Consider the following 26,861-nt stretch of genomic DNA (forward strand, 5'->3'; position numbering starts at 1 on the left):
CATTAATTAGTTCAGTTTATCTAAAGCTTCAAGAATCAAAAGACCCGCTTCATTAATTGAATTCTTACCTACAAGATTAGATGCTCTTAAAATAACAAGCTCTCTCTCAAAAGTTTCTGGGTCAAGACCAGAAAGCTTAACAGCTTTTTCAAAGTTCTTTGGTAGTATTCTCACTTTTCTCTCCTTCTCGTAGAGAGTTCCAACTTCTCTCAGAGCTGCTAATACCCTTACTGCAAGAGGTGTAATTGGGTTAGCAAAACCTTCAGGTGTTCCAGAAAGAGCTTTCTTTATAAGTTTTCCTGGCTCTGTAAGGATAATTGCTTCGTTTTGAAGAATATCAATGTAACCGCGAGCTTCTAACTTGTTGAGAGCGTATTCAATCTCTTCCTGCCAGGTTTCATCAAACTGTTCATAAACATCTTTAACGAAAAATCCTCTCTCAGGAAGTTTATGAAGAACTTGAAGTTCAAATCTTGTTACGTGAGGAAGTCTCTTAATCTCATAAGCCATTTGAGCATACATCTTACCTGCAACAGTTGGTTCACCACCACCGATTAATTGAGTTTCAACTCCTTTCCTGTACCAGTCAATGTTTGGTGCAGCAAATTCCTTGTTCGTAATCGTAATAGCTTTAACAGCAGTAGCAGGTATCTCCCTAAATCCGCGTGTTTTCATATCTTCAAGAACTTTCTTTCCAAAATCTGTAAGGTAATGAACTTTCTTACCCTCTTTTTCCTCTGCTCTTACAAGGTTAAAGGATTCAAGAGTGTAAAGTGATTCTTGAACAATGTCATACATCTTTTCATACCAACGGTTACCCTTTTCATAAAAGCTCTTAAAGAGTTCTTCTACCGTTTTAACTTCAGAGAATTTCTTCATAATCTCTTCTTTTTTCTGATAACCTAAATCTTGATAAAGTCTCCTACCATAATGCTGAATAAGATGTTTATACTCCTTTAAAGGCTTATAAAAGAGGTAATGCACTATTTCATCAACTGTAGGCATCACAGATGGGTCAGATTCATGATGCTTCCAAACTTCTTCAATACCCTTAAGTATCTCAGCATCAAGAATTTCAACGTTAATAGACTTAACAGGTTTAAAGCTTCTCTCCTTCCAAATACGATAAGCATTTATCAAATGCTCTCCAGCCGGCAGTGGATTACCTTCATCATCAATTAAAGCAAGTTCAAAGAGAACCTCTTTTTCTTCATCACTTATAGCATCGAACCCTTCAAAAACCGCTCTTTCAAGGCTATCCATTATGTCTTCTGAAATTACAGTTTCTAATGAAGGAGCTATAGTTTCACAAGCCTTTTTAATTTCTTGGCCCAAAGTAGTTAGAGAGTAAACATCAGAATTAGGAACAGAAAACGCCAACAGTCTCATAGCTCCAAGCATAATAGGAAATCTACCACCTGCAGGGAGTTCTGAAGATTCAGCAGGACCAGATGGCATTTTCTTGATGTATTCGTAAAGCTCTCTGTCAATTATCAATCTTGGGTGAGCATTCTGGAATATAGAATAGATGTCTTTAGCATACTGATTAATAGCCTTAAACGTTCCCTTCTTTTCCACTTTTCTCTCTTCAATAAAACCTCTTTTTTCAAGCTCCTTCTCTGTGAGATATCCCGGAAGGTCATCGTTTTCTATTGCTGTTTCAATCATCATAATAACTTCAGAACCAAGCCATCTAAAATCATCATCCCACTTTGAAGGATGCTCAATCAAGCCCTTCTCTACCATTTCATCTATAATGTTAGCTAAAGCCCTTCCCCAATAAGTAAGAGAATACTCAAGGGGTCTTACCATTCTTAAAAGGTTCATTCTTTCAAGCTCCAGGTAAGGAGAGTCTTCGCTTTTAGCAAACAACTGACAGGTTGGTGCGTTGTTTCTTTCCTCTTCTCTAACTCTAAGCAGCGCAATTGCGTGCTCTTTTCTTATTACCATTTCTTCCTCCTTTTGTATTTTCTAATTTTCATTACGAAAATTATATCAAACACTCTTTTAAGTCAACTAAAAGCTTTTGTTAAAAGAAGCTTTTATCATACCTGTATAAAACAAGTGTATCAGTTAAGAAAGAAAAAACCAGAGAGGAAAGTGTAAAATATTAATACTATGATAAAAGAACGACTGAATATACGAAAAATAATGCTTCTCTCTGTTCCTGTAGGCATAGCTGCAGGAATATTTACAGTTTTGTTTCTAAAAGCTTTAGATTTCTCTACCCACGTATTTCTTGAACAACTTGTAGGATATATTCCCCCGAAACCTTCGGGTGAAGGAGGTAGATTACCCTATCTGTACTCTCCTGAAAACATCTATTTACTTCCGTTTGTGACAGCGTTAGGAGGACTTATCACAGGACTTTTAATATATTTCCTATCTCCAGAATCAGCAGGAATAGGTACTGATGCAGCGATTAGAGCTTTTCATAAAGGACTACCATTAGGATTTAAAACAGCAATTCTAAAACTCGTAACATCAGCAATAACAATAGGTTCTGGAGGGGCTTCCGGAAGAGAAGGACCTATGGCTTTAATTGGAGCAAGTGTAGGAAAAGGAATAGCTAAGCTGTTCAAACTCAGTCCAAAAGAGCAAAATATACTTTTAGCTGCCGGACTGGGAGCTGGAATAGGTGCCGTATTTAGAGCACCTTTTGCTGGAGGTATATTAAGCGCCGAAGTATTTTACAAAGAAGATTTTGAAGTAGAAGCGCTTATTCCTGGTTTTTTAGCCTCAATCATCGCTTATATAGTAGCAGGTAGTTTTATAGGCTTTCAAACTCTGTTTAACATATCACTACATAAACTCACGTTCTCACAAGAAATCATAGCCGGATACGTCATATTAGGTATAGTATCTGCCGTTGTAGCAAAACTATTAATAAACATTTTTTATAAGGTAGAGGACTATTTTAAAAACATAAAAGTCCCTGATTACATTAAGCCAGCAATTGGAGGATTTGTTGTAGGTATATGCGGAATAATAACGCCTTTAGCTATAGGCAACGGCTACGGTTGGATTCAAATGTTAATGAACGACAATATGTCATTCTTTTCCCCTTTTAAACTTTTTATAAGCATATTCTTGGTAATTTTAGCTCTGTCTTTCACATTAGGTTCTGGAGGTTCCGGAGGAGTATTTGGACCTTCATTAGTTATTGGAGGTATCACAGGAGCGTGGCTTTCTACATTTTTCAATAGCATATTAGGAGCAAAAGTATTTCAGATATCCTCTATGACTATGGTAGGAATGATATCCGTTTTTACTGCTGCTGCCAGTGCCCCTTTGTCAACAATTGTTTTAGTTGCAGAAATGACAAGAGGTTACGACCTATTACCTTTAGCCATAATCTCAATAGTAGTAGCTTACGTTTTAGCAGGAAATGAAAAAACGATATTTAAATCTCAAGTAAAATCACGCCTTCAATCCCCTGTACACCAGGATGAACTTAAGGTTCACCTTCTTGAAATTGCCAAAGTTAAAGATGTAATGACAAAAAATGTAATAACAATTTCTCCTGAAGAACCTGCTATAAAAGCAAGAGAAATAATGGCAGAAAAGTTTATAGCCGGGTTACCTGTTGTTGTAAATGGTGTTGTAGTCGGTATTGTAACAACATCCGATATCCTAAAGTTAAACCCAGAGGAATTAGAACACGTTAAAGTCAGAGAGATAATGACTCCACAACCTAATTGTGTTTTACCTGATTGGACTCTTTTAGAAACTTTACAGCTTTTTATATCCAGAGGATACGGAAGAGCCCCCGTTGTTAAAGACTTTGAATCCATGAAACTTGTAGGTATCATTTCAAGGTCAGATATTAGTAGATATATGATAAAAAGGTCAATTGTAGAATGATAAAAAAGCTACCTGAAAGTGTAATAAGAATAATTTCTTCAGGACAGATAGCATCTTCTCCAACTGCTGTATTAAAGGAACTAATAGAAAACAGTCTTGATGCAAATGCAAAAAAATAAAGGTAGCAATAAAAGATACACGTAATTTTTCTGTTTCAGACGATGGGATAGGAATCCCGTTTAAAGATTTACCTTTAACCGTTGAAAGATTTACAACAAGCAAAATAGAAAAAAAGGAAGACATCCTTAAACTTAAAACTTACGGTTTTAGAGGTGAAGCCCTTTATGCAATTGCTTCAGTATCAAAATTGACCATAAAAAGCAAATACCAGAAGGAAAACTTAGGAGGAAAACTTCACGTATGTGCCAATACCATATTAGAATATAAACCTGTACCATTTTCTCAAGGAACTAAAGTAACTGTAGAAGACCTGTTTTTTAATACTCCTGTCAGGAAAAAGAGCATTCAAAGAAAAGAAAAAAGCAATATGGTTGCTATAGTAAAGACATTAGCTTTGGCAAATCCTAATGTAACTTTCCAGATAAATGAAAAAACCCTTCCAGCCTCATCCATTCACGAAAGAATCAAGCAAATAAGCGGAATTGATTACTTCTCTGAAGTTAGAGGAGATAACTTTCACATCTTTTTTAACAAAAGAAACGATGACGAAAAAAGAAAGATTACCTTAACGTTTGTCAACAAAAGACCGGTAGAAATCCCTGAAATAAAACAACTTATGGAAGAATTAAATATTGGAAACTACATATTATTCCTAACAGTACCGCCAGAAGAAATTGATGTAAATGTGACACCTCTAAAAGATAAAGTATTCATAAACAATAAAAAGATTTTTGAGACTATAAAAGAACAACTAAAGCCAAACGTTACACTTCCTACAATAGCTTTCGTAAAGGAAGAAAAAGTTGAATATAAAACTGAAAAAATCAAACTTTTAGGTACGGATGGAACGGTAATTATTGGCTACGACAACGAATATTACTACTTTTTTGACCAACACCTTATACATGAAAGGGTCAACTATGAAGAACTTATTAAGAAGCTAAAAAGTGGCGAAATTTCTACCGTGAAGTTAACACAGAATCTCAAACTTCCCTATGATAAGAATTTAGCCGACAAACTGAAAAATATAGGAGTAGAGTTCTCTGTAAAAGATAAACAGTTAATAGTTACAGGTATTCCAGAGATATTGAACATAGAGGATATAAACGAGATTATCTCAGGCAAAAGCCCCGAGAGTATTGCCTCTATAGCCTGTAAAAAAGCCATAAAGAGTGGACATTTTCCTATAAGTACGTCTCAGGTAGAAGAGCTGTTTGAAAAATATCTACAATGTGAAGAGAAAGAAGTCTGCCCCCATGGAAGACCCATATATACCAGGATAAGACGGAAAAAAATCCTCAAAAATTTAGGAAGGTAAGTTGTAGTTTCTACTTGAAAGACTATTTTATCTTAAACGTATCAAAAACTCCCTAAACGGAGGAAAGTAATGAACTGGAACACAATTAAAACCACTTTACTTTTAGGACTTCTAACAGGAATACTTATCGCATTTGGAAAGATTTTAGGCGGTAACGTTGGTATGGTAATTGCCCTATTTATGGCTGCCATAATGAACTTCGGAAGCTGGTACTTTTCCGACAAAATCGTTCTTTCTATGTACGGAGTTAAACTCCTTTCAGAAGAGGAAGCACCGTTATTGCATTCAATTGTAGAAAAATTAGCAAAGAACGCCGGCATTCCTAAACCAAAGGTAGGAATAGCACCAATGAACGTTCCCAACGCTTTTGCAACAGGTAGAAATCCAGAACACGGAGTAGTAGTTGTAACTCCAACTATTGTAGAACTGTTAGACGAAGACGAACTTGAAGGAGTTTTAGCACACGAAATTGCTCACATTAAGAATAGAGACACCCTAATTCAAGCTGTAGCAGCAACAATAGCCGGTGCGATAACCACTCTTGCAAACATGGCACAGTGGTTTTTCCTGTTCGGCGGTGCAAGAGATGAAGAAGATAACGGCGGATGGGCAGAAGTGATTGGAATAATTCTTATGGTCATTTTAGCGCCAATAGCAGCAGCTTTAATACAAATGGCTATTTCAAGAGCAAGAGAGTATAAAGCTGATGAAACGGGAGGAATTATCTCCGGAAAGCCAGAAGCTTTAGCGAGCGCCCTTAAAAAACTTGAAGAATATGCCCATAGAATACCGCCAGAAATAGCAAAACAGGAAGTAAATCCAGCTACAAGCCACCTGTTTATAGTTAACCCACTAAAAGGTGATGCAATCGCTGCTTTATTCTCTACTCACCCACCAACAGAAGATAGAATTAGAAGACTTTTAGAGCTTGCTAAAAAACTCTTTGGTAAAATCAGGGAAACCCTATGGAGATGGTAAAAGTTTGAGGGAAAAGGGCAAGCTGTTTTGGGAATACGTTAAAGGATGTGCGATAACAAATCTTATTCATAGATTTGACCTATCAACAATTTCCACCTTCTTCGGAAGGTGGATTCCTTTTGCATTTGCAGTAGGTATTGTTACAGGCAGTATAGCTTCTTTTATGGATGTAGTAATTTTAAAGCTTAACTCTATTCTAGTTCAAAACGTTCCTCTGCTACTTCTTTACCCTTTATTAGTCTCTATCATAGTAGGTTACGCCTTAAAAGTTGACCCAGTAATAGGCGGGCCGGGAATCGGTTACGCAATAATCCACTTAAAAACCAGATACTACGTTCCTGTAAAAACCGTTCTTTTAAAGCTTTTGACGGCAACTTTGGTTCTATCGGGAGGATTTATAGCTGGAAGAGAAGGTCCTTCGTTTTTTATTGGCGTTGCTTTGGGTGAATGGTTCGGGCGTTCCTACGGTTTAGGGAAAAAGTATAAGTCGCTTTTAGGATTGATAGGCGGTGGAGCTTTTACAGGAGCATTACTTAAAGCACCTTTAGGAAGTGCCATATTTGCCATGGAATTAGAAGAAATGTACAATTTTGATTATAGACCTTTCGTTCCTATGATTATCGCTTCAATAGTAAGTTATCTAACTTTTTCATTTTTTAGAGGTGAAAGTGCTTTTATTCATTTAACAAAAAGCCCTGAATGGACTCTCAATACCATCCCTTACATCGTTGTTATGGGACTTCTAATCAGCTTAATTATTTACGTTTATACATTCCTATTTCATACTGCTACCTGCTCATCAAAGTTTTTTGACCACAAAATCCGCCCCCTCATCGGCACCTCTTTGGCTCTTCCCCTATTGGCACTACTTTTTCTCGTTACAAAAGATACCGATTTCCTATCAGCTCCTGCTCACATGGGAATCGTTTCAAAGTTAGCGCAAGTTCCGTTAGGCGTCGGGACGGATATCTTTATAGTTATCTGCGTTCTGCTGGTAACAAGTTTAACGCTGTCTTTCGGCATTCCAGGTGGTTTGGTTCTGCCGAACCTTTTAATCGGCGCAGCAGTTGGCAACATGTTTGGTCACATGTTTCCAGACCAGATAGTCACATTTACGCTTGCAGGGATGGGAGCAGCTTTAGCGGCAGGTGCTAAAACGCCGTTAGCAGCGATAGTCATGATAACCGAAATGACCCACGCAGACGTTGTAATTCCGATGACAGCAGCTATAATCACGAGCTACACTACAAGTTTTGGTTTCAGCCTCTACTTAGGACAAGAAATGAAACTTAAACCGATGACGGGAAAAGATGGAAGAAGTGATAAAAAATAAAAAAATCCTTTTAGCAGTTACAGGAAGCATTGCTGCCTATAAGTCTGTTGAAATACTCCGCCTGCTTCAAAAGAAAGGTGCAGAAGTTAGAGTTGCGATGACGCCGTCGGCTGCAAAGTTCGTTGCCCCACTGACTTTTGAAGCGCTCACAGGATACCCCGTCTTTTTAGAAAACGTTCCGGAAAGGGAATGCGAAATAAGGCACACAACGCTTTCTGCATGGGCAGACCTTCTTTTAATAGCACCTGCAACGGCAAACACGATAGCAAAAATAGCCTGCGGTATTGCAGACACTTCCGTCACAGAGTTAGCTCTGTGCTGCCAGAAGGGAATTATCTGCCCGGCAATGAACGTAAGGATGTTTGAAAACCCCGTTACTCAGGAAAACCTAAAAAAACTTAAAAGTTTAGACTGGGATATTGTTGAACCAAAAAGCGGTTACCTGGCGTGCAGAGAAGAAGGCAAAGGCAGGCTTGCCGACGTTGAAGACATAGTTGACGCAGTCAGCTACTATTTTATGCCCAAAACTTTAAAAGGTAAAAAGGTAGTAGTAACGGCAGGCGCAACAAGGGAATACATTGACCCGGTTCGCTTTATTTCAAACCCTTCTAGCGGAAAAATGGGATTTGCTTTAGCAAAAGCATCCAAAGGCTTTGGTGCGGACGTCGTGTTAATAACTGGAAAAACGCACCTGAAAACCCCATACGGCGTTAAAAGGATAGACGTTGAAACCGTTGAAGAGATGCACAACGCCGTAATGAAAGAGGTAAAAGACGCCGATATTTACATATCTTCTGCCGCAATTGGAGATTTTAAACCGGCACGCCGCAGCACTGAAAAGATAAAGAAAACCAAAGACAGGCTGACGCTTGAACTGGTAAGAACGCAGGATATCTTAAAAGCCGTAGGTGAAAGTAAAAGAGAAGGTCAGTTAGTTATCGGGTTTGCGGCGGAAACGGAAAACGAGATAAAAAACGCTAAAGAAAAGATGAAAAGGAAAAACTTAGACGGAATAGTGGTAAACAACGTGAAGAAAGGTATTTTCGGCTCTGACGAGACGGAAGTTACCTTTTTATTTAAAGGGAAAGAAAAGAAGATTTCCGGTTCAAAAGAGAAAGTTGCACTTGAAATCATTAAAGAAATTGCAGGTTAAGGAGTAGGAGAATGTTTGGATTTTTCAAAAAGAAACCCTCTTTAAAAGAAGAACTGTCAAAAAATCCCCACCAACCCCACAAGTGGATAAAATTAGCCGAAGAAAGCGAAAAAGAAGCCCCGCAGGCTTTAATAAACGCTCTTCTTTACAGCAACGGCGAACTAATAGACACGGTAGCGAAAAAGATTAAAAACTTAGCTCTTTTCAGAAAAGTTGAACCGCTCATACCAGAAGTAGAAAAATCTTTAGGAAAAGACTACGCATCGTTCCTTCAAGGCTTAGTAGAAGAATACAAAAGAAACTACCAGAAGGCGAGGAACCTTTACGACGTTGCCAGAAACAGTCAGAACAAAACGTTATCATTCCTTTCAAACTACTACATCGCGATGCTCTACCTCAAAGAAGGTCTTTTAGACCTTGCCTACAAAACGATTAAAGAGATTGAAGCAGAAGCGCCGGAAACTTACAAGTTAGAACTCAGCGTCAAGAAAAGGGAATTGGAAGAACAGTTAGGCATAAGCGGCTCAAAAATTCTAAAGTCCTTTAAAGAAGGATTAAAGAAAACGCGAGACGCTTTAGGCTTATCAGACTTTGCAGGCAGACAGGTTGATGAAAGCCTTTTTGAAGAGTTAGAAGAAAGGCTCATTCTTGCAGACGTCGGCGTTTCAACAACGCTGAAGCTGATTGAAGAGTTAAGAAAAGAAGCGAAAAAGAAAAAGATTAAAACTTCTGACGAACTACTTGAAATAATGAAAGAAAAGCTCAAAGCTATCCTCAAAAACTGCAAGGGAGAGCTGAACTTAACTGAAAAACCTTCAGTAATTTTAGTTTTAGGCGTTAACGGCGTTGGAAAAACAACGACAATTGGGAAGTTGGCAAAACAGCTAAAAGACAGCGGGCTTTCCGTCGTTTTAGCGGCAGCGGATACATTTAGAGCAGCGGCGATAGAACAGCTTGAAGTGTGGGCTGAAAGGGCAGGAGCAAGAATAGTAAAGGGACAGGAAGGAACCGACCCGGCAGCAGTAGTATTTGACGCAATTCAGAGTATAAAAGCAAAGGGAGAAGACGTTTTAATAGTTGACACGGCTGGAAGGCTTCACAACAAGCAGAACCTTATGAAAGAGATACACAAGATAAAGAAAGTAATTGCGAGAGAGTTCCCCGGACAGCCTGCAGAAATACTTTTAGTTCTTGACGCAAACACGGGACAGAACGCCATATCTCAGGCGAAAACCTTTAAAGAGATAACAGACGTTACAGGCATAGCTCTTACCAAGTTAGACGGAACTGCAAAGGGTGGAATAGTAATCGCCATCTGCAACGAACTGAAAATCCCGATAAAGTTTGTGGGAATAGGCGAAAAGATTGAAGACCTCAGAAAGTTTGACCCGAACGAGTTCGTTGAAAGCCTTTTTGAAATGGGAGAAGGCGAAGAATGAAAGACTACCTGTGCGAGGATACGATAGCGGCGATAAGCACGCCGATAGGCAAAGGAGCGATAGGAATAGTCAGAATTTCGGGCAGAAAGGCTTTAGAGATATTAAAGGAAATTTACAGGACGAAGTCAGGGAAAAAGAAGGAAGAGTTTGAAGACAGAAAGATGACCTACGGCGTTGTCGTTGACGATAAAGGAAAAGAAATAGACGAAGTTTTAGCCGTTTACATGAAAGCGCCGAAAACCTTTACCGGCGAAGATGTGGTGGAAATTCACAGCCACGGCGGAACGGTAGTTGTAAGGAAAATCCTGCGGGAAGTTTTAAAACGAGGGGCAAGGCTTGCCGAGCCTGGTGAATTCACGATGAGGGCGTTCGTTCACGGCAGAATTGACCTGCTTCAGGCAGAAGCTATAAACGACTTGATAAATGCAACGAACGAAATGTCTGCGCAGGTAGCAGTAAATCAGCTTGAGGGAAAGCTATCTCAAAAGATAAAGAAAATAAGAGATAAACTTCTTGAACTGAAGGCGTTTGTTGAGGTGGGGGTGGATTTTCCCGAAGAAGAAGTTGAAATAATGGAATCAGCACAGGTTAAAGAAAAGTTAAACGAAATAAAAAGGCAGATTGAAAACCTGCTTAAAAGCTACAAAGATGGAAAAATCTTAAAAGAAGGCATAAAAGTCGCAATAGTCGGCAGACCAAACGTTGGAAAATCCTCCCTCCTCAACGCCATCCTCAACGAAGAAAGAGCAATCGTCACAGAAATCCCGGGAACAACAAGAGACGTAATAGAAGAATCGGTCACATTCCACGGACTTCCTTTAAGACTCATAGACACAGCAGGCATCAGAGAAGCAGAAGATGTAGTAGAGAAAATCGGCATAGAGAGAAGTCTAAAAAGCATAGAAAACGCAGACGTCGTCCTGTTCGTAATAGACGGCTCTCAAGAGTTAACAGAAGAAGACAGAAAGTTAGTAGAAAAACTGAAAAATAGAGGCAACGTGATAGTAGTAATAAACAAAAAAGATGCAGGGCTTAAAGTAAGTTGCAAAGACGTAAAAGACTTCAAGGCTTGCGTAGAGATAAGTGCAAAAACAGGCGAAGGTCTTGAAAAGTTAGCAGAAACGATAGGCAGAATCGTAATGTTTGAACCTGAAAGAGAAATCGGCAGCGATGAAGCGGTAATCAGCAACGAAAGGCAGAAGCAACTTTTAGAAAAAGCTCTTGAATCTGTAAACAAAGTCCTCAATACTCTTGAAGGCGGATACGAGTCACCGGAATTCCTGTCAATAGACATAGATGAAGCACTAAAATACTTGGGTGAGCTAATTGGAGAGGTGACAACCGAAGACATGCTTGATATAATCTTTTCCAGATTTTGCATAGGGAAATAACCCGATGGACGAAAAAAACGACAGATACCAGATAATCGTAATAGAAGACGAGCTGGCAAACAAAGTCCGCAGGTTTTCCGTTTCCAAAAAGCTCCTCCTTTTCACCTTCTTCGGCGGTTTACTCTTTACTATTCTCATTACTGCTTATGCAATAATTACTACTATCCGCTCTCAAAACTTTTATCTTCAGGCAACAACGCAGATAGAAAGCCTTAGAACAGAACTTCAATCGGTCAAACAGAAGAACGAACAGCTATCGGTAGAAGTAGCAAAACTAAAAAAGGAAAAACAGCAAACAGTTAAAGAGTTAGCTAAAAGGGTAGAAATAATAGATGAGCTTATGAGAAAAATCGGTATAAATCCAAAGCCAAAAGGCGGCGAAGGTGGTATTTCTATTTCCGTTGAAGATTTGATAAAAAACCCCGACCAGGTTGACCTTTCAGACCTGATTCCCAGCATAGACTACATGATTAAAAACCTAAAAACAACGCCTTTAGGATTCCCTGCGCCGGGTAAAATAACTTCTGGCTTTGGTTTAAGGATAAACCCCATAACGAAAAGACCGGAATTTCACTTAGGGCTTGATATCGCAAATATCTGGGGAACGCCGGTAAGAGCTCCGGCAGATGGAACAGTAATAAAAGCAGGCTGGTGCGGACTTTTAGGAAACTGTATTGAAATAAAACACAACAAAGATATAAAAACCTACTACGGGCATCTCTCAAAAATCTTAGTTAGAAAGGGCGAGAAAGTAAAAAGAGGGGAAATCATAGGTCTTATGGGAAATTCCGGCAGAAGCACAGGTCCCCATCTGCACTACAGCGTAATCTTTGATAGAAAATTCGTAAACCCTGACAGATTCGTCTTTCTGGAGGTAAACACAAATGCTAAGAAAAAAGGAAGAGGGGAAAATGGATACCGCAGAAATTAAAAGCATTTTAGCAGAAGGATTAAAGATTGACGGAAACATCACAGCCGAAGGAAAGATAAGAATTGACGGAGTTGTAAACGGAAACGTCAAAGGACACTTCATCATAGTAGGTCAAACCTCAAAAATAACCGGAGATGTAGAAGCAGAAAAATTAGTAATAATGGGAGAAGTAAACGGAAACGTTAAAGGGACTTCTGTAGAAATTAAATCAAGCGCAAAAATTAAAGGCGACTTAACGGTTAAAGAGATATCTGTTGAACCTGGCGCCAGCATAGAAGGAAAGGTTCAAACAGGAGACTTTTTAAAAACGGAACAAACCTCGTTAACGGAAACGACAGAGTAACCTGAGAACTTTACAGCAATAACCGGCGTTTCTTTCAGATAGGCTATTAATTTTCCAACGTTACAGCCTTTTTTTACGAAAATTGCTCTTCCACCTTTCAAATGTCCTTTTGGTTTAACGTTAAAAAGTCTAAAGTAACCCACACCCTTAACGGAAAAGTAACCGGTAGTGTAGTCAGGGTCGTCAGAAATACAGAGCTCTGCCAGAACATCTGGATAAGAAAGTATCTTTGAGGTAAGAGTTAAAGCCTCTTTCAAGTTTTCGGTATACTTTTCTCCGGCAGCTTTTTTTAGTTGTCGCTGAGCTTCAAGCGATATATCAAGGCACGTAGCCCTTACTCCTTTAAATTTATCAGGTTCAAGGCGATTTCCGTCAGGAACGCTAACAATCATCGCTCCTCTCATAACGCTTCCATCAGGAGCAGCACCCTCTAACAAAGTATCGTAAGCGTCTAAAACTACTTCTTCAGTTAAGCCTGCACACTTTGAAATCTTCAAAAGAAGACTGCGAACATCGTAACTACCTGAAACTTCAAAAACCGGTAGCAGAGAAATTTCTTTTATAGGCTCCCCAATCAACTCAATCTTAACGTTTACAAAGTCAGGCTTTCCTCTGGAATGATTGAAAGCTCTATCTATCAGTTGAACAACAGCTTCTTTTATATCCTGCTCTCTTACAATTCTTTCAGCGCCGGAAATGTGGCTATCTTCTTTAGAAGCCCTCATCTTAACGTTGTAGAAACTCATCTTTCCACTTTAACTTTCACAGCGTTTCTGAACCAAACGTCGTTCTGAGGGAAAGGTATCTCTACGCCGTTTTCCCTGAAGAGCTCTAATATCCTTTCATGAAGTTTTGACTTAATACCGTAGGCGATATCTTTTTTCTCTACGTAGTAGATAAGTTTAAAAATCAAAGCGCTATCGCCGAAATTTGTAAAGAAAACAGAAGGGGCAGGATTGTTAAGAATACCTTCCATTTCGGAAGCTGCCTTCAGCAGTAACTCTCTGACTTTCTTAACGTCACTATCGTAAGCAACACCTATTTCAACAAAGTCTTTAACTCGCGGGTCAGGGTAAAGAGCATTCTCTATTATTCCTTCAGTGAGCTTTGAATTTGGAACGGTAATAAGGTTATTACCGGTTATGGTTAGAATTCTCGTTGTTCTTAAACCTATGTCGTAAACGTAACCTTCAACGTCAATGTCCTTTATATAAACCCTGTCCCCTATCCTGAACTGCCTGTCTGTAACTAAAAGAACGCCTGAAATGAAGTTGCTTATCGTATCCTTAGCGGCAAGACCAACGGCTAAAGAGCCAACACCTAAAGAGGTAACAAGGGAGGTAACGTTAAAACCCAACCTATCCAAAACGGCGATGGAAGCAATTACGAATACGAAAATTTTGGTCAGCTTTGAAATCATTGAGTAGTAAGTATCTATAAGAGGCGATTCTGAAGGAGAAACCTTCCTTTTAACGCCTTCAGAGAACTTTTCAAGAACGATATCAAGAACTTTGGCTATAACGAAAGACAGAATTGCCACGTAGAGAATGAAGAAGATGTTATTAACTATAACGAGCGCCTTTTTAGGAATAGGCAATTGAATTACCGCAAGGTTGAAAAAGAGCAGAGCAAAGAAGTAAGAAAGCCAGACGGAAAGCCTTATAAAAAGTTTTTCCTGCCTGGTTAACTTTTCATCGCGGAGGAAAAATTTAAGAAGTAGCTTGGTTATAAATCTTTTCGCCCAGAGAGACAGGAAAGAAAGCACTAAAAACAAAGCTGCAAGAAAATACTCAACTTTTATCCAGGCTGCATCCATTTCTTCCTCACTTTAAAAAGTCTTTACTGGAAAGAACAAAGGTTACAGGACCATCGTTTATTATGTGAACCTTCATATCTGCACCAAAAATCCCCTTCCCCACCTTCACTCCAAACTCCTCACACTTTTTCACGAACTCTTCAAACATCTTTTCCGCCTTCTCCGGATTTTCGGAAGACTGAAAACTCGGACGTCTCCCTTTACGACAATCGGCAGCCAACGTAAAGTTTGGAACAACTAAAAGTTCTCCATCTATGTCCTTAAGAGAGAGATTCATCTTTCCTTCTGCATCCTCAAAAATCCTCAGGTTCACCACCTTATCAGCCATTTTGTCAAGGTAGGAAGGTATATCCCCCTTCTCAAAACCAACTAAAAGAACGATGCCTCTACCTATTTCGGCAACGGTTTCCCCACCAACCACAACCTTACCGGACAAAACTCTCTGAAGGACTACTTTCATTTTTTACCCCTGCAACCACAAGTGTTTTACGCCATCAACTATAAACTGCGAACCTAAAGCCCCGACAAAAAGACCAAATATCCTGACAGTTACGTTTACGCCTGTAGTTCCCATCTTTTTAGCAAGGTGAACAGAATTTCTAATTATAAAGTAAATCACGCCGGTGGAGATAAGTATGGCAAGAAAGAGAAGTAAAAAACTGTAAAAGTGGGCAGCTTCTTCCTTAAAGATTAAAATCGTTGTAAAAGCACCGGGACCAAAAAGAACAGGAATACCTATGGGGATGATAGAGATATCCTCTTTCTCGGTTGCAGCTTTGCTTTCCTCCTCTGTATGCTTTGCCTTCGGCGCTCTCGCCTGAATCATCTGAAAAGCCATCTGCAGAAGAAGCAGTCCGCCGAAAATCTTTATGCTATACAGGTTAATACCTAAAAGCCTTAAAAGACCGTCACCTATAAGAAGCGTTACCATAGCTGCAATGAAAACGGTAAGAGAGCTTTTAAACGCAACAGCTTTTACCTCTTTAGCGTCAACAAGCCCGGCAACCAAAATAGCTGCAAATATCGGGTCTGTAATGACCAGTATAGAAACTAAATACTTTAAAAACTCCATAGTTTTCGCCCTATAAAGTCTAAAAAGGTAAAAAAGAAGACCGTTAAACTTATGTAGCCGTTCATGTTGAAAAATGCAAAACCTATCGCCTTCTTGTCTTTTGCTTTTGCAACAATCAGGTGCTCTTTAACCATAAAGTAAGTAGAGATTAAAAGTCCCAGGTAGTAAAAAATCCCCATCTTCTCAATTACGCCAACGGCAACCAAAAGCAACAGAGTGATAAAGTGGAAAAACCTTGAAATTACAAGCGCCTTCTCTTCCCCGAAGATTGAAGGAATTGAGTAAATTCCCTCTTTTCTGTCAAACTCAACATCCTGAAGAGCGTAAATAATGTCAAAGCCTGCAACCCAGAAGGCAACGGAAAGAGAAAGCAAAATAGCAGTCAGGTCAATACTGCCTTTTACCGCAACCCACGCACCAAGCGGCGCAAGAGCTACTGCAACGCCCAAAACAACGTGGCAGAAGTAAGTAAAACGCTTGGTAAAAGAGTAAGCTGCCAAAACAACAACGGCAATCGGGGAAAGCTTTAAAGCTAACGGATTCAGTTTATAAGCTGCGTAAACCATCAACGCAAAGCCTATAACGGCTAAAAATAACCCTTCCGTTCTCTTAACGATGCCTCTTGGGATGTGGCGGGTGGAGGTGCGGGGATTTTTTGCATCTATGTCAGCATCGATAACCCTGTTTAAACTCATCGCGGCAGTTCTCGCACCAAACAGCGCAACCGTAATCCAGAAAATCTGGTAAAGAGAGGGAATTCCGTGAACAGCCATAAAGGCAGCAGTTAAAGCGAACGGCAGAGCAAAAACAGTGTGTTCAACTTTTATCAGTTCCATATAAGTTTTTATTCTCCCAATCAAGCCTACTCTCCTATAAGTTTTTTACATTCGCCGATGTGTTCAAAAACAAAGTCCGGACGCAACTCCTCAGGGATTTCTTCTAAAACGCTTTCATCATACTTACCGCTCAAAACAAAAACTGTTTTAAATCCAGCCACCTTCTTACCTTCAGCCAAATCGGTGAACGGGTCGTCGCTAACCATGTAAACGTTTTCCGGGTTATCAATACCTATTAACTCAAAAGCCCTTTCAAAATACTCTTTAGAAGGCTTTCCAAAAGAAGTTACAGGTTTGTTCGCTGCATAAGAAAGTGCAGTCGCTATTGAGCCAACGCTTGGTCCAACAAGTCCGTCCGGGTCAAGAATGAGCCTGTTCATATGGAAAGAAAACAGCTTGGCATCGTTAAGAACAAGAGCAGAAGTAGCAGTTTTCAGCTTTTCATAGTTGATTTCTCTGTCCCTTCCAACCACCACTGCATCAACTAAGTGGTCATCTCTAACCTCAAAACCGCTCTCTTCAAAAAACTCTTTAACCCTATCAGTTCCCATAAAATAGAGGGATTTAATTCCTTCTCTTTCAAGAAAAACTTTGGCTAAATAGGACGGCGAAAGCAACTTCCTCTCATTAACGTTAAACCCTTTCTCTTTTAATATATCAATCAAAACGTAAGGTTTTTCTGTTGAATTATTTGTGGCGACAATCCAGGGGATTTTTCTATCATCAAGCAACTTCGTAAACTCAAGCGCCTCAGGAAATGGATTGTATCGCTTATCTTTTACAAGCGTTCCTTCAAGGTCAAGCAAAAATCCAACCATCTACAAGACCTCCAAACAGTAGTGCAGTAATTTTAACCCATTCTGCTAAAATAAGTTTTATGAAAGAAAAAATAGAAAGAGTCAAGCGGATTCTTGACAAAACTTTCCCCAAAGCTCACAAGCCTGAACGCTCACCGCTGGAACAGGCTATCTTCACAATTTTAAGTCAGAATACAACAGATATTAACGCAGAAAAATGTTTACAAAACATCAAAAACCTGACAGGAAATAACCTTGAAAAGCTTAAATCCTATCCTGAAAGAAAAATCCTCCCCGCCATCCACCCCTGCGGTCTCTTCAAACAAAAAATAACAGCAATCAAAGAACTATTAAACCGCTGGGATGAACTCAAAGAAAAACTTAAAACAAGCACGGCAAAAGAAGGAATAAAACTCTTAACTTCCATTCCCTACATCGGTTCAAAAACAGCAAGAGTAATCCTTACATTTGCCTTTAACAAAAACACCTTCCCCATAGATACTCACTGTAAAAAAGTCCTCAAAAGGCTCGGCATTTTCCCAGAAACCTGGAAGCCCGACCGAATTTCAGAATTTATGGAAAAAACTTTTAGCGCAGAGTTCAACAGAAAACTTCACTACGACCTGATAAGAGTAGGAAGAACCTTCTGTAAAGCCAAAAATCCAGACTGCAAAAACTGCCCGCTAAAGGAACTGTGCAGCTATGCCGAAAGGAACTTACTGCATAATATTCAAGCTCAAAAACAAACTGACGATAACCGTTAAAAGCGGTAAAACCTATACGTTACAAAGAGGAACTTACGTTTACGTAGGTTCAGCCTGGAATAGCGGTGGAATAGAATCCAGAGTTAAGAGACATTTAAAAAGGAATAAAAAGAAACACTGGCACTTAGATTTCATAACTACCGCAAAAGAGTTTGTAGCTCAAAAAGTGATAACAATTCCAAACAGAAGGGTAGAATGTAACGTAGCATCTCTTTTAAGCACAAAATACGGAGGAATAGAAAAATTTGGATGTAGCGACTGCAACTGCTTTAGCCACCTCTTCAAAATCACGCAGAAAGAGATAACCAAAGTAACAAATGCCCTTCAAAATCTATATAATATAGAAATTTACAAACCAGAAGCATTTCGGGAGGAACAGGTTGGAAATAAAAGAGATACTTAACAGAATAGTTGAAAGAGAAAACCTTACATTTGCAGAAACTCAGGAACTCTTTAAAAAAATAATGGAAAAGGAACTCAGCGAAATTCAAACAGCAGCAATCCTTACAGCCTTAAGAACAAAAGGAGAAACCTCAGAAGAGATAGCAGGTGCAGCTTCTGTAATGAGAGAAAAATCCCTGAAAGTGCCGCTAAAAGAAGAGATAAAGAGCAAAATTGTTGATACCTGCGGCACAGGCGGAGACCTGAAAGGAACGTTTAACGTTTCAACAACGGTAGCCTTGATAGTAGCTGCCTGCGGCATTCCAGTGGCAAAGCACGGAAACCGTTCCGTTTCAAGCAAATGCGGAAGCGCAGATATTTTAGAGGCTTTAGGAGTGAAAATAGACCTGCCACCAGAAAAAGTTGCTAAATGCATTGAAGAAACGAACTTTGGATTTATGTTTGCCCCCATTTTTCACCCAGCGATGGCAAACGTTGTTAAGGTAAGGAAGGAGTTGGGCATAAGAACAATTTTCAACGTTTTAGGTCCACTAACAAACCCTGCAGGCGCAAAAAGGCAACTTTTAGGCGTTTTCTCAGAAAACCTGACAGAAAAGTTAGCAAAGGTTTTAAAACTGTTAGGAACTGAAAAAGCCTTTATCGTTCACGGTAAAGATGGAATGGATGAAATCACGATATGTGAAGAAACAAAAATCACAGAACTGAGTGGCGGCGAAATAAAAAGCTACTACGTTAAGCCAGAAGATTTCGGCTTTAAAAGAGCAAACTTAGAAGAGATTAAAGCAGCAGACACTTTAGAAGAAAACAAGAAAATAGTAGAAGATATTTTGAAAGGAAAGGAAAGCGGTGCAAAAAGAGACATTGTTCTGCTGAACGCAGCTTTTGCGCTGCTATCAGCCGATGCAGTTAAAAACGTTAGCGAAGGAATAGAAAAAGCTTTAAATGCAATAGAAAGTGGAAAAGCTTACGAAACTCTTAGGAAAGTTATTGAAGTTTCAAATAAGGTTTAACGCTTAACAGAAAAAGCTTTTTCTAACTTTTTAACGTAATCGTTTGCCACTTTGTTGTCAGGTGCAAGTATCAAAATGTCTCTAAATATGGAATAAGCGTAAGCTTTTTTACCCTGGTTGTAGAGATTTAAAGCTAACTCTAAAAGGAAGTTAACATCTGACGGATAGAGAGAAAGCATTTTTCTATCAACAGATGCAGCTATTGAATATTTACCTTCTTTCCTTAAGGCTAAAGAAAGTCTTAAATTACCGTAGTAATTATAAAAATCCACCCTCAACAACCTATACATCAAAGACTCAACCTTAGACCAGCTCTTCTCTGCCATATAAGGAAGGGAAAGCCCCAACATCGCCTCAACAGAAGTAGGTACAACCTTCAAAGCTTTTTTGTAGTGAAACTCTGAGTTTGCGTATTTACCCCACAAGTAATAAAGCCAACCCAAACGCAGATTAACGGTGTATCCGTTGGGATAATTATTGTAAACAGGCGTTAAAACTTCTATTGCCTTCTTGTAGTTACCCTCCTTCTCATAAGAGTAAGACTTAATGTAACACTCTTTTATCTGCTCATAAGTGAGGGCAAAAGCCCCCACAGAAGAAAAAATCCCCACAAAAACAACAATCAAAAATTTAGAAAGAATATCCGAAAGAAACCGTTGCCGTTGTTTGAGTAACATCATCTTCAGTCTCTACCTCTTTATACTTATTTACACCAAGATTGAGAGAAACTCTCGCTCTCGGTGAAATGGAATATCCAAACTCTGCAAAAGCACCACCTTTGTACTTCTCGGTAAGATTATAAACCACAAAACCACCATTTTTAACAGCGAAAATCTGTTTTCCCAACCATCCACCAACCTTAACGTCAAACTTCTTGTAATAATATCTCAAATCGGCTTCGGCAGAGTAGTAGTTACTATTACCTATATCAATCTCAGAAGCCTTCTCTACGTGTATATAGTACCCTTTCAAATCAGCATAAACACCACCAACTGTTGGACTTGAATATAAACGGAAAGAAGCGTGAGGAGTTAACTGCAAGACGTCAAAATTAACCTTATTATCATATTTGGAGTAGTAAATGCCTAAACCACCGCTCCAGTTAAATAGGTAAGGATAAACTTTTTGGTAATTGAAATAAGTTCCATCAAAAAAGAGAGTATACCCCCCATCTGTTAACTCATCATCGCTATTTATGTAGTGTCCTCCAAAAGTAAACGTATGATTTTTTAGAATACCGTTGGTATTTGAATAAACAAAAGTAAAATCTTCCTGATTAAGGTCGCTTTTGTTCTTATAGTTTATTTTCGTATACGAAGCTCCAATTTGCACTGCGTTACCAAAACCATCTCCAGAATTTACATACAAAGTAGAAGAATACCCATCACTCTTCAAATCTGACCCCGAATAGTTGATATAAGTCCCGTAAACAGAAGCGTAAGTGTAAGGTTTCCCACCGGCAAGAGCAGCATTAGAACCAGCAAGCAACAAAACTGCAGCGCTAAGTAGAAGTTTTCTCATCCTTCTTCCTCCTAATAATTATTTTATCGCCGAAATTGAGCTCATCAAAACCTAAGGTATCAGATACGACTGCGCAAGCACTTTTTCTTTTTCCCAATCCTTCTATTTGTGAAACTATCTTTAATTTATTATCGGATGAAACGAATCTCAAATTAGCACCTATCTCAAACAGAGAATGTGAAAAAGAGGAAATAAACAGTAGTATAGAACGTTTCAAAGTAGAACTTATGGAAATTAAAGGTAAATAATCCCTCCACTTTAGGTTTTCTCTAAACGTAAGAGGAACTTTTGAAGCACAAAATAGAAAATATTTCAAAGGTGAGTTCACATTACCCTCTATATGATAAAAATAAAAGGTTGAATTGGATACACCAAAGTAGAGTTTCGCACTTCCGTCTGTAAAGTAAAACGTCCCATCAGGAGCCATTTTAACTTTTATATTAAGTTCTTCTACTCTTTCCCCCATTATTACTTCATAAGAAAACTCCTGGTCTATCAAGAAGTTCAACCTATTCTGCAGTCCTTTATCAGGATACACAGGTTCTACTACTTCTCCTTTTTTGGGAATACCTACATCGTAGAAAAACTCTTTTGAAACGTAAGAAGAAAACTTGAAAGGAACAGTAGGAACGCCTGCTTCCGGAAGAAGCTGAACGTGAACGTGAATATGAGGTTGAGGAGAGTAACCAGAGTTACCACAAAGCCCTAAAAATGTTCCTTTTGCAACAAAATCACCAACCTTTACCTTTATAGACCCCTGTTTGAAATGGGCAATTAAAACGTAGAAGCCTCTCTTATCGTAAATAACAACGTAGTTACCCCAGTTTCTTTCCCTATCTGCAGAACCGGGAGGATTATCCGGTACATCGTTTACCACAAAAACTACCTGCCCATCAATAGGCGAAAGGACAGGTTTCCCAAAAGCATAATAATCGGTTAAGCTATAACCATCTCCTTTAAAAGTGTTACCGTCCTCATCGGTTACAACGAAATCTACCGCATATTTCCAGGCTCCTTTATGAGTCCATTCATCGTCAAAAGACTGCCAAACAGTCCACTTACCAGAGAACGGCAAAGCAATTTCTCGTCCCGTAAAAGGAAACCTCTTTTGAGAAGTTAAAAAGTAATCAAGAGTTCTTTCAGGTGTTCCTTTATAAACTTTTGTAACGTAGTAGAAGCTAACTGACATAAGAACGTATAGAAGTATATGGGTTACCAAATTAAAAGGTAAAGCAAAAACAGGTATTCCGTAACTTTCCCAAAAAACCTTTATTCCTTCAACAACAGGAACAGAAATAACAGAAGAAAGTAAAGCAAACTTGTAACTTCTCAAAGAAGGAATAAGAAAAACTCCACCAACAGCCATAGAAACCAAAATAAAATTGAAAGCGGAAGTATCTGAAAAAGCCTGATAGTACGAACCCTTCAATAAAGCCTCAACAAAAACGCCCGAAAAGTACCCTAAAACAGACAGAAAAAACAGAATACGTGAAACAGAGAACAAAACTATTGAAATCACTAAACCTGCAATAACCTCCGGCATAAAGAAAACTGCCCCAAGAGACTGCAAATACCCTTTCAGCCACAACGGAACTCTCAGCAGAGAGAAGTTATCGTGGTAATAAAGAGAACCTACAAAGAGGTTGGAAAACTTCACTGAAGCCAAATAGAACAGAGAACTTACCAAAACGAAAGGAACGCTGAGAACAGGTAATCTAAAGTAGTAAGAAAGAACTGAGGACATAACGTAAGTTAAGAGAAACGTTACAATACCCGCAACTGAAAAGAAGAAAATACTCAACAGATTTACTTTAAAAAGATAACCTAAAGACAAACCTACAAGCAGCGGATTATAGATATAGTAATCAAGCCGTAAAAACTCCTTTTTAAAACCGATTAATCTCGCAAAAATGTAAGAAGAAAAAACAGATACAAGACCGCCAATACCTAAATTAAGGTTTGTAAAAAAAGTAAGAAGGAGGAGGACGACTCCTCCCGCCAAACTTGAATTAAAAAACACTGCCGAATAGCTTCTCACTACCGGAAGGAGAAATCTTCTATAATCACTCATTGCAACTTCAACCTCTCTGGCAATCTCTCTCTTCTAACGATATCTTCAAGGTTTTCAGCTTCTCTTATAAGTTCAACGTTGCCATTTTCTCCTATCAAAACAACAGCTGGACGATACCTTATAAACTGCATCCACTGGGTAACGTTGTAAGCTCCTACTGGTGAAAGTATCAATCTCGTTCCTCTCGGTAAAGGTGGTAGGTAAACCATATCGTCAACAACGTCTATGTTCATACACAAAGGACCGTACAAGACACAGGGTTCAGTAGGACCTTGCACGTCTCTATCAATCTCTACGTTAAAGTGGTACCAGAAAGCAGTAAAGAGAACGTTTACACCAGCGTCCAAAACGTAAGCTCTGCGTCCATCAGGCATCCTCTTGGCAGCGTGAACGGTAGTTATCAAATAGCCTGCTTCATCTACTATGGCTCTACCGCTTTCAAGGATAAGTTTGGGATAATCGCCAGGTCTTAAACTCTGTAGTAAAGCGGTACATACTCTATCCGCAAATTCTTCAATAGAAGGTACCGCAACATCAGGCGGCAGATAAACACCTCTCAATCTGTTTTTTGAAGGAAATCCTCCCCCAATGTCTAAATATTCAATCTTGAATCCAAACTCATCCTCTACTCTATAGGCAAATTCAACCATTTTCTTAACTTCTGTTTCGTAAGCCTTGGGGTCAAGAATAAACGTTCCTATATGGCAGTGAAGTCCGTTAAGTTCTAACTTGCCGCCAGAAGCTATCCTCTTAACAGCATCCCATGCCTGCCCATTCTCAAGATTAAAACCGAACCTGCTCCACTGAGGCTGAATTCCTGTATCCATGTTAAGACGAATCCCTACTTTTATTTTCTTTCCTAATTCATCTGCAACTTGTTCAAGGTCAGAAATCTCTTCAAAATGGTCAACGTTAATTCTCGCCCCTTCAGAAACGGCAATTCTTAAAGCATCTAAAGGTTTGTAAGGACCGTTAAAGATTATTTTGCTTCCCGGAATACCAAGTCTCCTCGCTTTTTCATACTCAAATTCAGAAACCACTTCTGCAGTTTCACCTTCCTGATGGAGAATGCAACAGATGGCATCAAGATAGTTAGTTTTATAAGACCAACTAAATTCAACGTTCGGATACCTGAGAGTAAAAGCGTTTTTTATCTCCCTAAACTTATTTCTAAGCTTCTTTTCAGAAAAAACAAATAGAGGAGAACCAAATTTTTCAACTAATTCTTCAACAGGAACGCCATCAATGTCCCCTCTTACCTTCCTAAAGTAAGCTCCACCTCCGAACTTGTTCATGAACCCTGTTTTAAGTTTGAAAATTACTGGTTTTTCGTAAGCCTTTTTCATTTTATACCTCCTTATTTACCATCTACAGTGCCAGCAGTGACAAAACGCTCCATGACACCCTCTAAGCCCGCAACAAAAACCTCCTAAAACCCAAAGAACAACTAAGATAACTACCAAAATCCACCATCCACCTCTCATTTTTACCTCCTCGCAGGTGGACAGGGACAGCATCTATGAGGATAACAACCACAGTTTTTGTAGCAGGGACAACAAGAAGATAAAACACCTCCAAACGTTACAAGAAGAAAGAAAAGAGCTATCAGTTTTTTCATATTACACCTCCCCTCTTGTAACTATCTTTTGGAACTTTTCCATATCGGTTACAAAGTCATCTGTAAAGCGAACGTATAACTTACCTGCCTCGTAATCGGAATCTCTTTCAGGCTCAATACCTAAAGAAGCTTTAAGAAGCCTTCCAGGCAGGTTTACACCAACACCAGTGGCGAAATACACCCAGGCAGGAAACCTTGGGTTTATCTCTATCAGGTATATATCATCACCGTTCACTATACATTCAAATTCAAAAGCACCTCTCCACTTAAAGGCTTCCACAAAGCGCTTAGCGGCAGCTGTAAGTTTTTCATTTTTTAGAGTAACGCCCGTCCATATCTTTCCAAGTGACGTTATCCAGAGCTTCTTTATGGCAACAAGTCCGAAATCACCACCTTCGCCATCACCCACGCCAACAACGTTCATCTCTTCACCGGAAACAACTTCCTGAACGATTATTGGATATCCCCACTCAGAAGCTATGGAGTTAAAGTAAGAGGTAGCCTGAGAGATATTGAACGCCTTGTAAGCCTTGTAAAAAATCCCCTTCACCATCACAGGAAAACCAACCTCTTCAACAGCTTTAACGAAATCCTCGTAAGAAGTTACAACTAATGTTTTAGGAACCTTAACTTCTATTTTTTCAGCAACTTCAGTTAACTTATCCTTACTTCTCAACCTAAACTGCTCTTCAGTAGGAAGAAACGTAGCAATACCAAAAGAAGAAAGTTTCTGAGCGTTCTTTATGAAAAGCGGCAATTCAGCATCAAGGGCAGGAATAACTGCATCAAGACCGCTTTTTGACTTAATGTAAAGAAGTCTTTCAATAAAAATCTCTTCGCCTTCAGATGGATAAGGCATTATGTAACTTTTGTCTATCAGCCAATCCATATATATTCCCGGTTCCATAGCATCGTAAGCAAAACCGATAACTTTTACTTCTAAACCGCTCTCTTTAACGCTCTTAGCTATTCCTATACCAGGACCTGGGTTGTCAACAGCGTTTATTCCGGAAACTCCTACCCTATACATTTTTTGCCTCCAAAATTCCCATCAACCTGAGCTGCTCCAAGAAATCAATCAAATCTTTCTCTGCTTCTTCTCTTTCTACCTCGTAGTTTTCAACCAAAGCATCAAGAATTTCCGATTCACCCTTTCCTTCTTTTAGCTGTTTTAAAATGAAGAGCCCCACTTCGTTTACCGTATAGCTATTTCCCGTTTCCGGGTCAAAGATAAAACCTTCATCGTTAATAGCTAACCTGTTCAGTTTGTTCATCTTTTCACCTCCTGTAAAATCTGAAAGACCTGATAGGGATACATTCCATTTCCAAAAGCGATATCCCTCAAAGTGGTATCGGGAGAAACGTTTTTCAAACCATTCTGCTTTAAAACAATCACACATCTGTTCACTGGAATTCCCATTTCTCTACATATCTCTCTTAGCGTTTTTCTCCCCATACCAGAACCTGGAACAAAAACGGCACTTCTTCTATTTTCTTTAAAAGAAACAGCTCTTTTAAGAATGGAATAAACGTAAGCTGGCGTAACTCCGTTCTCTACAGCTATCTGCTTCAAAGTTTCTTTAGGAGACTCTACTTTTAAGCCTTTAGATTGAAGAATAGCAACAGCTTTTGAAGGGGAAATTCCTAAAGTAGAACTGACTCTTTCAAGGGTAAAAAGCTCAGCGTGAGGAGCCGGAGGCATAACGGCTGGTTTCTTCCACGAATTTTTAATTTTCTCTCCTAAACTCATAAATGAACTAAATGGAGGAACGTTAAGAATAGTTCCTATCAAACAGACAAGAGCTAAAATCGTTGCTGAGAGGAAAATCCCCCCACTCTTCTCTATATACTTCACTATATTCTTCCAGTTTAAAATAACGTGCCATACTCCAAAAATCACCATTAAAAATCCAAAAATCGTGTGTACGGCATCCCATTGGTCTTTGTCAAGTCCAAGAAATCTCCAGCCTGTCCAATAAGCAACTCTCCCATGTGGCATAATGTAGAGAACAATTCCAGAAACAATCATTACTACAAGGCAGTAAAGGAGAAACAGGCTGACAAATTTCCTTGTCTTCATTTTC

At 39.1% G+C, this 26,861-nt stretch carries 28 protein-coding genes; 12 read left to right on the plus strand and 16 right to left on the minus strand.

The window, feature by feature from the left end:
* Positions 1-6: 6 nt before the first annotated feature.
* Positions 7-1,950 carry a DUF505 domain-containing protein gene (locus QOL23_RS00805; protein WP_283399677.1) on the minus strand — a complete coding sequence of 648 codons (1,944 nt, stop codon included), beginning with the start codon at positions 1,948-1,950 and terminating at the stop codon, positions 7-9.
* A 168-nt stretch (positions 1,951-2,118) separates the two neighbouring features.
* Between QOL23_RS00805 and QOL23_RS00810 the strand changes: the two genes are divergently transcribed.
* The 9 genes from QOL23_RS00810 to QOL23_RS00850 all read left to right on the plus strand — a co-directional run bounded on the left by QOL23_RS00810 (position 2,119) and on the right by QOL23_RS00850 (position 12,870).
* Complete coding sequence (locus QOL23_RS00810) at positions 2,119-3,864, plus strand: chloride channel protein (RefSeq protein WP_283399678.1); 1,746 nt, start codon at positions 2,119-2,121, stop codon at positions 3,862-3,864.
* Between the two features lie 115 nt (positions 3,865-3,979).
* Entirely contained in the window at positions 3,980-5,302 is a 1,323-nt protein-coding gene (gene mutL / locus QOL23_RS00815) for a DNA mismatch repair endonuclease MutL (protein WP_283400231.1), read from the plus strand.
* Between the two features lie 69 nt (positions 5,303-5,371).
* Entirely contained in the window at positions 5,372-6,280 is a 909-nt protein-coding gene (locus tag QOL23_RS00820; protein ID WP_283399679.1) for a zinc metalloprotease HtpX, read from the plus strand.
* Between the two features lie 4 nt (positions 6,281-6,284).
* Complete coding sequence (locus QOL23_RS00825) at positions 6,285-7,613, plus strand: chloride channel protein (RefSeq protein WP_283399680.1); 1,329 nt, start codon at positions 6,285-6,287, stop codon at positions 7,611-7,613.
* Positions 7,591-8,766: a bifunctional phosphopantothenoylcysteine decarboxylase/phosphopantothenate--cysteine ligase CoaBC gene (coaBC, locus tag QOL23_RS00830; protein ID WP_283399681.1), complete on the plus strand. Its 1,176-nt coding sequence runs from the start codon at positions 7,591-7,593 to the stop codon at positions 8,764-8,766. Before QOL23_RS00825 ends, coaBC begins: the two co-directional genes overlap by 23 nt.
* 11 nt (positions 8,767-8,777) lie before the next feature.
* Positions 8,778-10,205 (plus strand): signal recognition particle-docking protein FtsY, encoded by a 1,428-nt coding sequence (ftsY, locus tag QOL23_RS00835; protein WP_283399682.1) that lies wholly within the window; start codon positions 8,778-8,780, stop codon positions 10,203-10,205.
* Entirely contained in the window at positions 10,202-11,596 is a 1,395-nt protein-coding gene (gene mnmE / locus QOL23_RS00840) for a tRNA uridine-5-carboxymethylaminomethyl(34) synthesis GTPase MnmE (RefSeq protein ID WP_283399683.1), read from the plus strand. Before ftsY ends, mnmE begins: the two co-directional genes overlap by 4 nt.
* A 4-nt stretch (positions 11,597-11,600) precedes the next feature.
* Complete coding sequence (locus tag QOL23_RS00845) at positions 11,601-12,527, plus strand: M23 family metallopeptidase (RefSeq protein WP_283399684.1); 927 nt, start codon at positions 11,601-11,603, stop codon at positions 12,525-12,527.
* Positions 12,508-12,870: a bactofilin family protein gene (locus QOL23_RS00850; RefSeq protein WP_283399685.1), complete on the plus strand. Its 363-nt coding sequence runs from the start codon at positions 12,508-12,510 to the stop codon at positions 12,868-12,870. Before QOL23_RS00845 ends, QOL23_RS00850 begins: the two co-directional genes overlap by 20 nt.
* Here QOL23_RS00850 and QOL23_RS00855 read toward each other — a convergent pair.
* Genes QOL23_RS00855 through QOL23_RS00880 form a run of 6 tightly spaced genes read right to left on the minus strand, consistent with a single transcriptional unit; the run spans position 12,813 to position 17,412 of the window.
* Positions 12,813-13,616, minus strand: coding sequence for a 6-carboxyhexanoate--CoA ligase (locus QOL23_RS00855; protein WP_283399686.1), 804 nt, complete (start codon positions 13,614-13,616; stop codon positions 12,813-12,815). The genes QOL23_RS00850 and QOL23_RS00855 overlap by 58 nt on opposite strands.
* Complete coding sequence (locus QOL23_RS00860; RefSeq protein WP_283399687.1) at positions 13,613-14,686, minus strand: mechanosensitive ion channel family protein; 1,074 nt, start codon at positions 14,684-14,686, stop codon at positions 13,613-13,615. The genes QOL23_RS00855 and QOL23_RS00860 overlap by 4 nt, the downstream gene beginning before the upstream one ends.
* A 7-nt stretch (positions 14,687-14,693) precedes the next feature.
* Positions 14,694-15,146: a D-aminoacyl-tRNA deacylase gene (gene dtd, locus QOL23_RS00865; protein WP_283399688.1), complete on the minus strand. Its 453-nt coding sequence runs from the start codon at positions 15,144-15,146 to the stop codon at positions 14,694-14,696.
* Between the two features lie 3 nt (positions 15,147-15,149).
* Positions 15,150-15,758, minus strand: coding sequence for a MarC family protein (locus tag QOL23_RS00870; RefSeq protein ID WP_283399689.1), 609 nt, complete (start codon positions 15,756-15,758; stop codon positions 15,150-15,152).
* A complete protein-coding gene (locus QOL23_RS00875) occupies positions 15,746-16,618 on the minus strand; it encodes a UbiA-like polyprenyltransferase (protein ID WP_283399690.1) in 873 nt (290 codons plus the stop codon). The genes QOL23_RS00870 and QOL23_RS00875 overlap by 13 nt, the downstream gene beginning before the upstream one ends.
* A gap of 2 nt (positions 16,619-16,620) precedes the next feature.
* The gene (locus QOL23_RS00880; RefSeq protein ID WP_283399691.1) at positions 16,621-17,412 is read right to left on the minus strand and encodes an HAD-IIA family hydrolase; all 792 of its coding nucleotides are present in this window, start codon (positions 17,410-17,412) and stop codon (positions 16,621-16,623) included.
* Positions 17,413-17,471: 59 nt separating this feature from the next.
* Here QOL23_RS00880 and QOL23_RS00885 point away from each other — a divergent pair, with 59 nt between their 5' ends.
* From QOL23_RS00885 to trpD, 3 genes are read left to right on the plus strand one after another with little or no spacing between them, the layout of a single operon-like run.
* Positions 17,472-18,155: an endonuclease III domain-containing protein gene (locus QOL23_RS00885; protein ID WP_283399692.1), complete on the plus strand. Its 684-nt coding sequence runs from the start codon at positions 17,472-17,474 to the stop codon at positions 18,153-18,155.
* Positions 18,094-18,558 (plus strand): GIY-YIG nuclease family protein, encoded by a 465-nt coding sequence (locus QOL23_RS00890; protein WP_283399693.1) that lies wholly within the window; start codon positions 18,094-18,096, stop codon positions 18,556-18,558. Before QOL23_RS00885 ends, QOL23_RS00890 begins: the two co-directional genes overlap by 62 nt.
* Positions 18,536-19,567: an anthranilate phosphoribosyltransferase gene (trpD, locus tag QOL23_RS00895; protein ID WP_283399694.1), complete on the plus strand. Its 1,032-nt coding sequence runs from the start codon at positions 18,536-18,538 to the stop codon at positions 19,565-19,567. Before QOL23_RS00890 ends, trpD begins: the two co-directional genes overlap by 23 nt.
* Here the strand turns inward: trpD and QOL23_RS00900 are convergent.
* Genes QOL23_RS00900 through QOL23_RS00940 form a run of 9 tightly spaced genes read right to left on the minus strand, consistent with a single transcriptional unit; the run spans position 19,564 to position 26,857 of the window.
* Positions 19,564-20,247 (minus strand): tetratricopeptide repeat protein, encoded by a 684-nt coding sequence (locus tag QOL23_RS00900; RefSeq protein ID WP_283399695.1) that lies wholly within the window; start codon positions 20,245-20,247, stop codon positions 19,564-19,566. The two genes, trpD and QOL23_RS00900, sit on opposite strands and share 4 nt — an antisense overlap.
* Positions 20,198-21,088 carry a hypothetical protein gene (locus QOL23_RS00905; protein WP_283399696.1) on the minus strand — a complete coding sequence of 297 codons (891 nt, stop codon included), beginning with the start codon at positions 21,086-21,088 and terminating at the stop codon, positions 20,198-20,200. The genes QOL23_RS00900 and QOL23_RS00905 overlap by 50 nt, the downstream gene beginning before the upstream one ends.
* Complete coding sequence (locus QOL23_RS00910) at positions 21,069-23,159, minus strand: urea transporter (RefSeq protein WP_283399697.1); 2,091 nt, start codon at positions 23,157-23,159, stop codon at positions 21,069-21,071. Before QOL23_RS00910 ends, QOL23_RS00905 begins: the two co-directional genes overlap by 20 nt.
* Entirely contained in the window at positions 23,156-24,505 is a 1,350-nt protein-coding gene (locus QOL23_RS00915) for an alanine racemase (protein ID WP_283399698.1), read from the minus strand. The genes QOL23_RS00910 and QOL23_RS00915 overlap by 4 nt, the downstream gene beginning before the upstream one ends.
* 15 nt (positions 24,506-24,520) lie before the next feature.
* Entirely contained in the window at positions 24,521-24,643 is a 123-nt protein-coding gene (locus tag QOL23_RS00920; RefSeq protein ID WP_283399699.1) for a hypothetical protein, read from the minus strand.
* Between the two features lie 2 nt (positions 24,644-24,645).
* The gene (locus tag QOL23_RS00925; RefSeq protein ID WP_283399700.1) at positions 24,646-24,777 is read right to left on the minus strand and encodes a hypothetical protein; all 132 of its coding nucleotides are present in this window, start codon (positions 24,775-24,777) and stop codon (positions 24,646-24,648) included.
* Position 24,778: 1 nt separating this feature from the next.
* On the minus strand, positions 24,779-25,807 hold the full coding sequence (locus tag QOL23_RS00930) for an ATP-grasp domain-containing protein (protein WP_283399701.1): 1,029 nt from the start codon (positions 25,805-25,807) through the stop codon (positions 24,779-24,781).
* Positions 25,800-26,051: an HPr-rel-A system PqqD family peptide chaperone gene (locus QOL23_RS00935; RefSeq protein ID WP_283399702.1), complete on the minus strand. Its 252-nt coding sequence runs from the start codon at positions 26,049-26,051 to the stop codon at positions 25,800-25,802. Before QOL23_RS00935 ends, QOL23_RS00930 begins: the two co-directional genes overlap by 8 nt.
* A complete protein-coding gene (locus QOL23_RS00940; RefSeq protein ID WP_283399703.1) occupies positions 26,048-26,857 on the minus strand; it encodes a DUF4405 domain-containing protein in 810 nt (269 codons plus the stop codon). The genes QOL23_RS00935 and QOL23_RS00940 overlap by 4 nt, the downstream gene beginning before the upstream one ends.
* Between the last annotated feature and the right edge of the window lie 4 nt (positions 26,858-26,861).

Source organism: Desulfurobacterium pacificum (genome assembly GCF_900182835.1).
GTDB classification, from domain to species: domain Bacteria; phylum Aquificota; class Aquificia; order Desulfurobacteriales; family Desulfurobacteriaceae; genus Desulfurobacterium_B; species Desulfurobacterium_B pacificum.

Excerpts from the sequence above, each read along its gene's own strand:
- QOL23_RS00805 (WP_283399677.1), bottom strand. The coding sequence starts at position 1,950 with ATGGTAATAAGAAAAGAGCACGCAATTGCGCTGCTTAGAGTTAGAGAA.
- QOL23_RS00810 (WP_283399678.1), top strand. The coding sequence starts at position 2,119 with ATGATAAAAGAACGACTGAATATACGAAAAATAATGCTTCTCTCTGTT.
- QOL23_RS00820 (WP_283399679.1), top strand. The coding sequence starts at position 5,372 with ATGAACTGGAACACAATTAAAACCACTTTACTTTTAGGACTTCTAACA.
- coaBC (WP_283399681.1), top strand. The coding sequence starts at position 7,591 with ATGGAAGAAGTGATAAAAAATAAAAAAATCCTTTTAGCAGTTACAGGA.
- ftsY (WP_283399682.1), top strand. The coding sequence starts at position 8,778 with ATGTTTGGATTTTTCAAAAAGAAACCCTCTTTAAAAGAAGAACTGTCA.
- mnmE (WP_283399683.1), top strand. The coding sequence starts at position 10,202 with ATGAAAGACTACCTGTGCGAGGATACGATAGCGGCGATAAGCACGCCG.
- QOL23_RS00845 (WP_283399684.1), top strand. The coding sequence starts at position 11,601 with ATGGACGAAAAAAACGACAGATACCAGATAATCGTAATAGAAGACGAG.
- QOL23_RS00850 (WP_283399685.1), top strand. The coding sequence starts at position 12,508 with ATGGATACCGCAGAAATTAAAAGCATTTTAGCAGAAGGATTAAAGATT.
- QOL23_RS00855 (WP_283399686.1), bottom strand. The coding sequence starts at position 13,616 with ATGAGTTTCTACAACGTTAAGATGAGGGCTTCTAAAGAAGATAGCCAC.
- QOL23_RS00860 (WP_283399687.1), bottom strand. The coding sequence starts at position 14,686 with ATGGATGCAGCCTGGATAAAAGTTGAGTATTTTCTTGCAGCTTTGTTT.
- dtd (WP_283399688.1), bottom strand. The coding sequence starts at position 15,146 with ATGAAAGTAGTCCTTCAGAGAGTTTTGTCCGGTAAGGTTGTGGTTGGT.
- QOL23_RS00870 (WP_283399689.1), bottom strand. The coding sequence starts at position 15,758 with ATGGAGTTTTTAAAGTATTTAGTTTCTATACTGGTCATTACAGACCCG.
- QOL23_RS00880 (WP_283399691.1), bottom strand. The coding sequence starts at position 17,412 with ATGGTTGGATTTTTGCTTGACCTTGAAGGAACGCTTGTAAAAGATAAG.
- QOL23_RS00885 (WP_283399692.1), top strand. The coding sequence starts at position 17,472 with ATGAAAGAAAAAATAGAAAGAGTCAAGCGGATTCTTGACAAAACTTTC.
- QOL23_RS00890 (WP_283399693.1), top strand. The coding sequence starts at position 18,094 with ATGCCGAAAGGAACTTACTGCATAATATTCAAGCTCAAAAACAAACTG.
- QOL23_RS00900 (WP_283399695.1), bottom strand. The coding sequence starts at position 20,247 with ATGATGTTACTCAAACAACGGCAACGGTTTCTTTCGGATATTCTTTCT.
- QOL23_RS00905 (WP_283399696.1), bottom strand. The coding sequence starts at position 21,088 with ATGAGAAAACTTCTACTTAGCGCTGCAGTTTTGTTGCTTGCTGGTTCT.
- QOL23_RS00910 (WP_283399697.1), bottom strand. The coding sequence starts at position 23,159 with ATGAGTGATTATAGAAGATTTCTCCTTCCGGTAGTGAGAAGCTATTCG.
- QOL23_RS00915 (WP_283399698.1), bottom strand. The coding sequence starts at position 24,505 with ATGAAAAAGGCTTACGAAAAACCAGTAATTTTCAAACTTAAAACAGGG.
- QOL23_RS00920 (WP_283399699.1), bottom strand. The coding sequence starts at position 24,643 with ATGAGAGGTGGATGGTGGATTTTGGTAGTTATCTTAGTTGTTCTTTGG.
- QOL23_RS00925 (WP_283399700.1), bottom strand. The coding sequence starts at position 24,777 with ATGAAAAAACTGATAGCTCTTTTCTTTCTTCTTGTAACGTTTGGAGGT.
- QOL23_RS00930 (WP_283399701.1), bottom strand. The coding sequence starts at position 25,807 with ATGTATAGGGTAGGAGTTTCCGGAATAAACGCTGTTGACAACCCAGGT.
- QOL23_RS00935 (WP_283399702.1), bottom strand. The coding sequence starts at position 26,051 with ATGAACAAACTGAACAGGTTAGCTATTAACGATGAAGGTTTTATCTTT.
- QOL23_RS00940 (WP_283399703.1), bottom strand. The coding sequence starts at position 26,857 with ATGAAGACAAGGAAATTTGTCAGCCTGTTTCTCCTTTACTGCCTTGTA.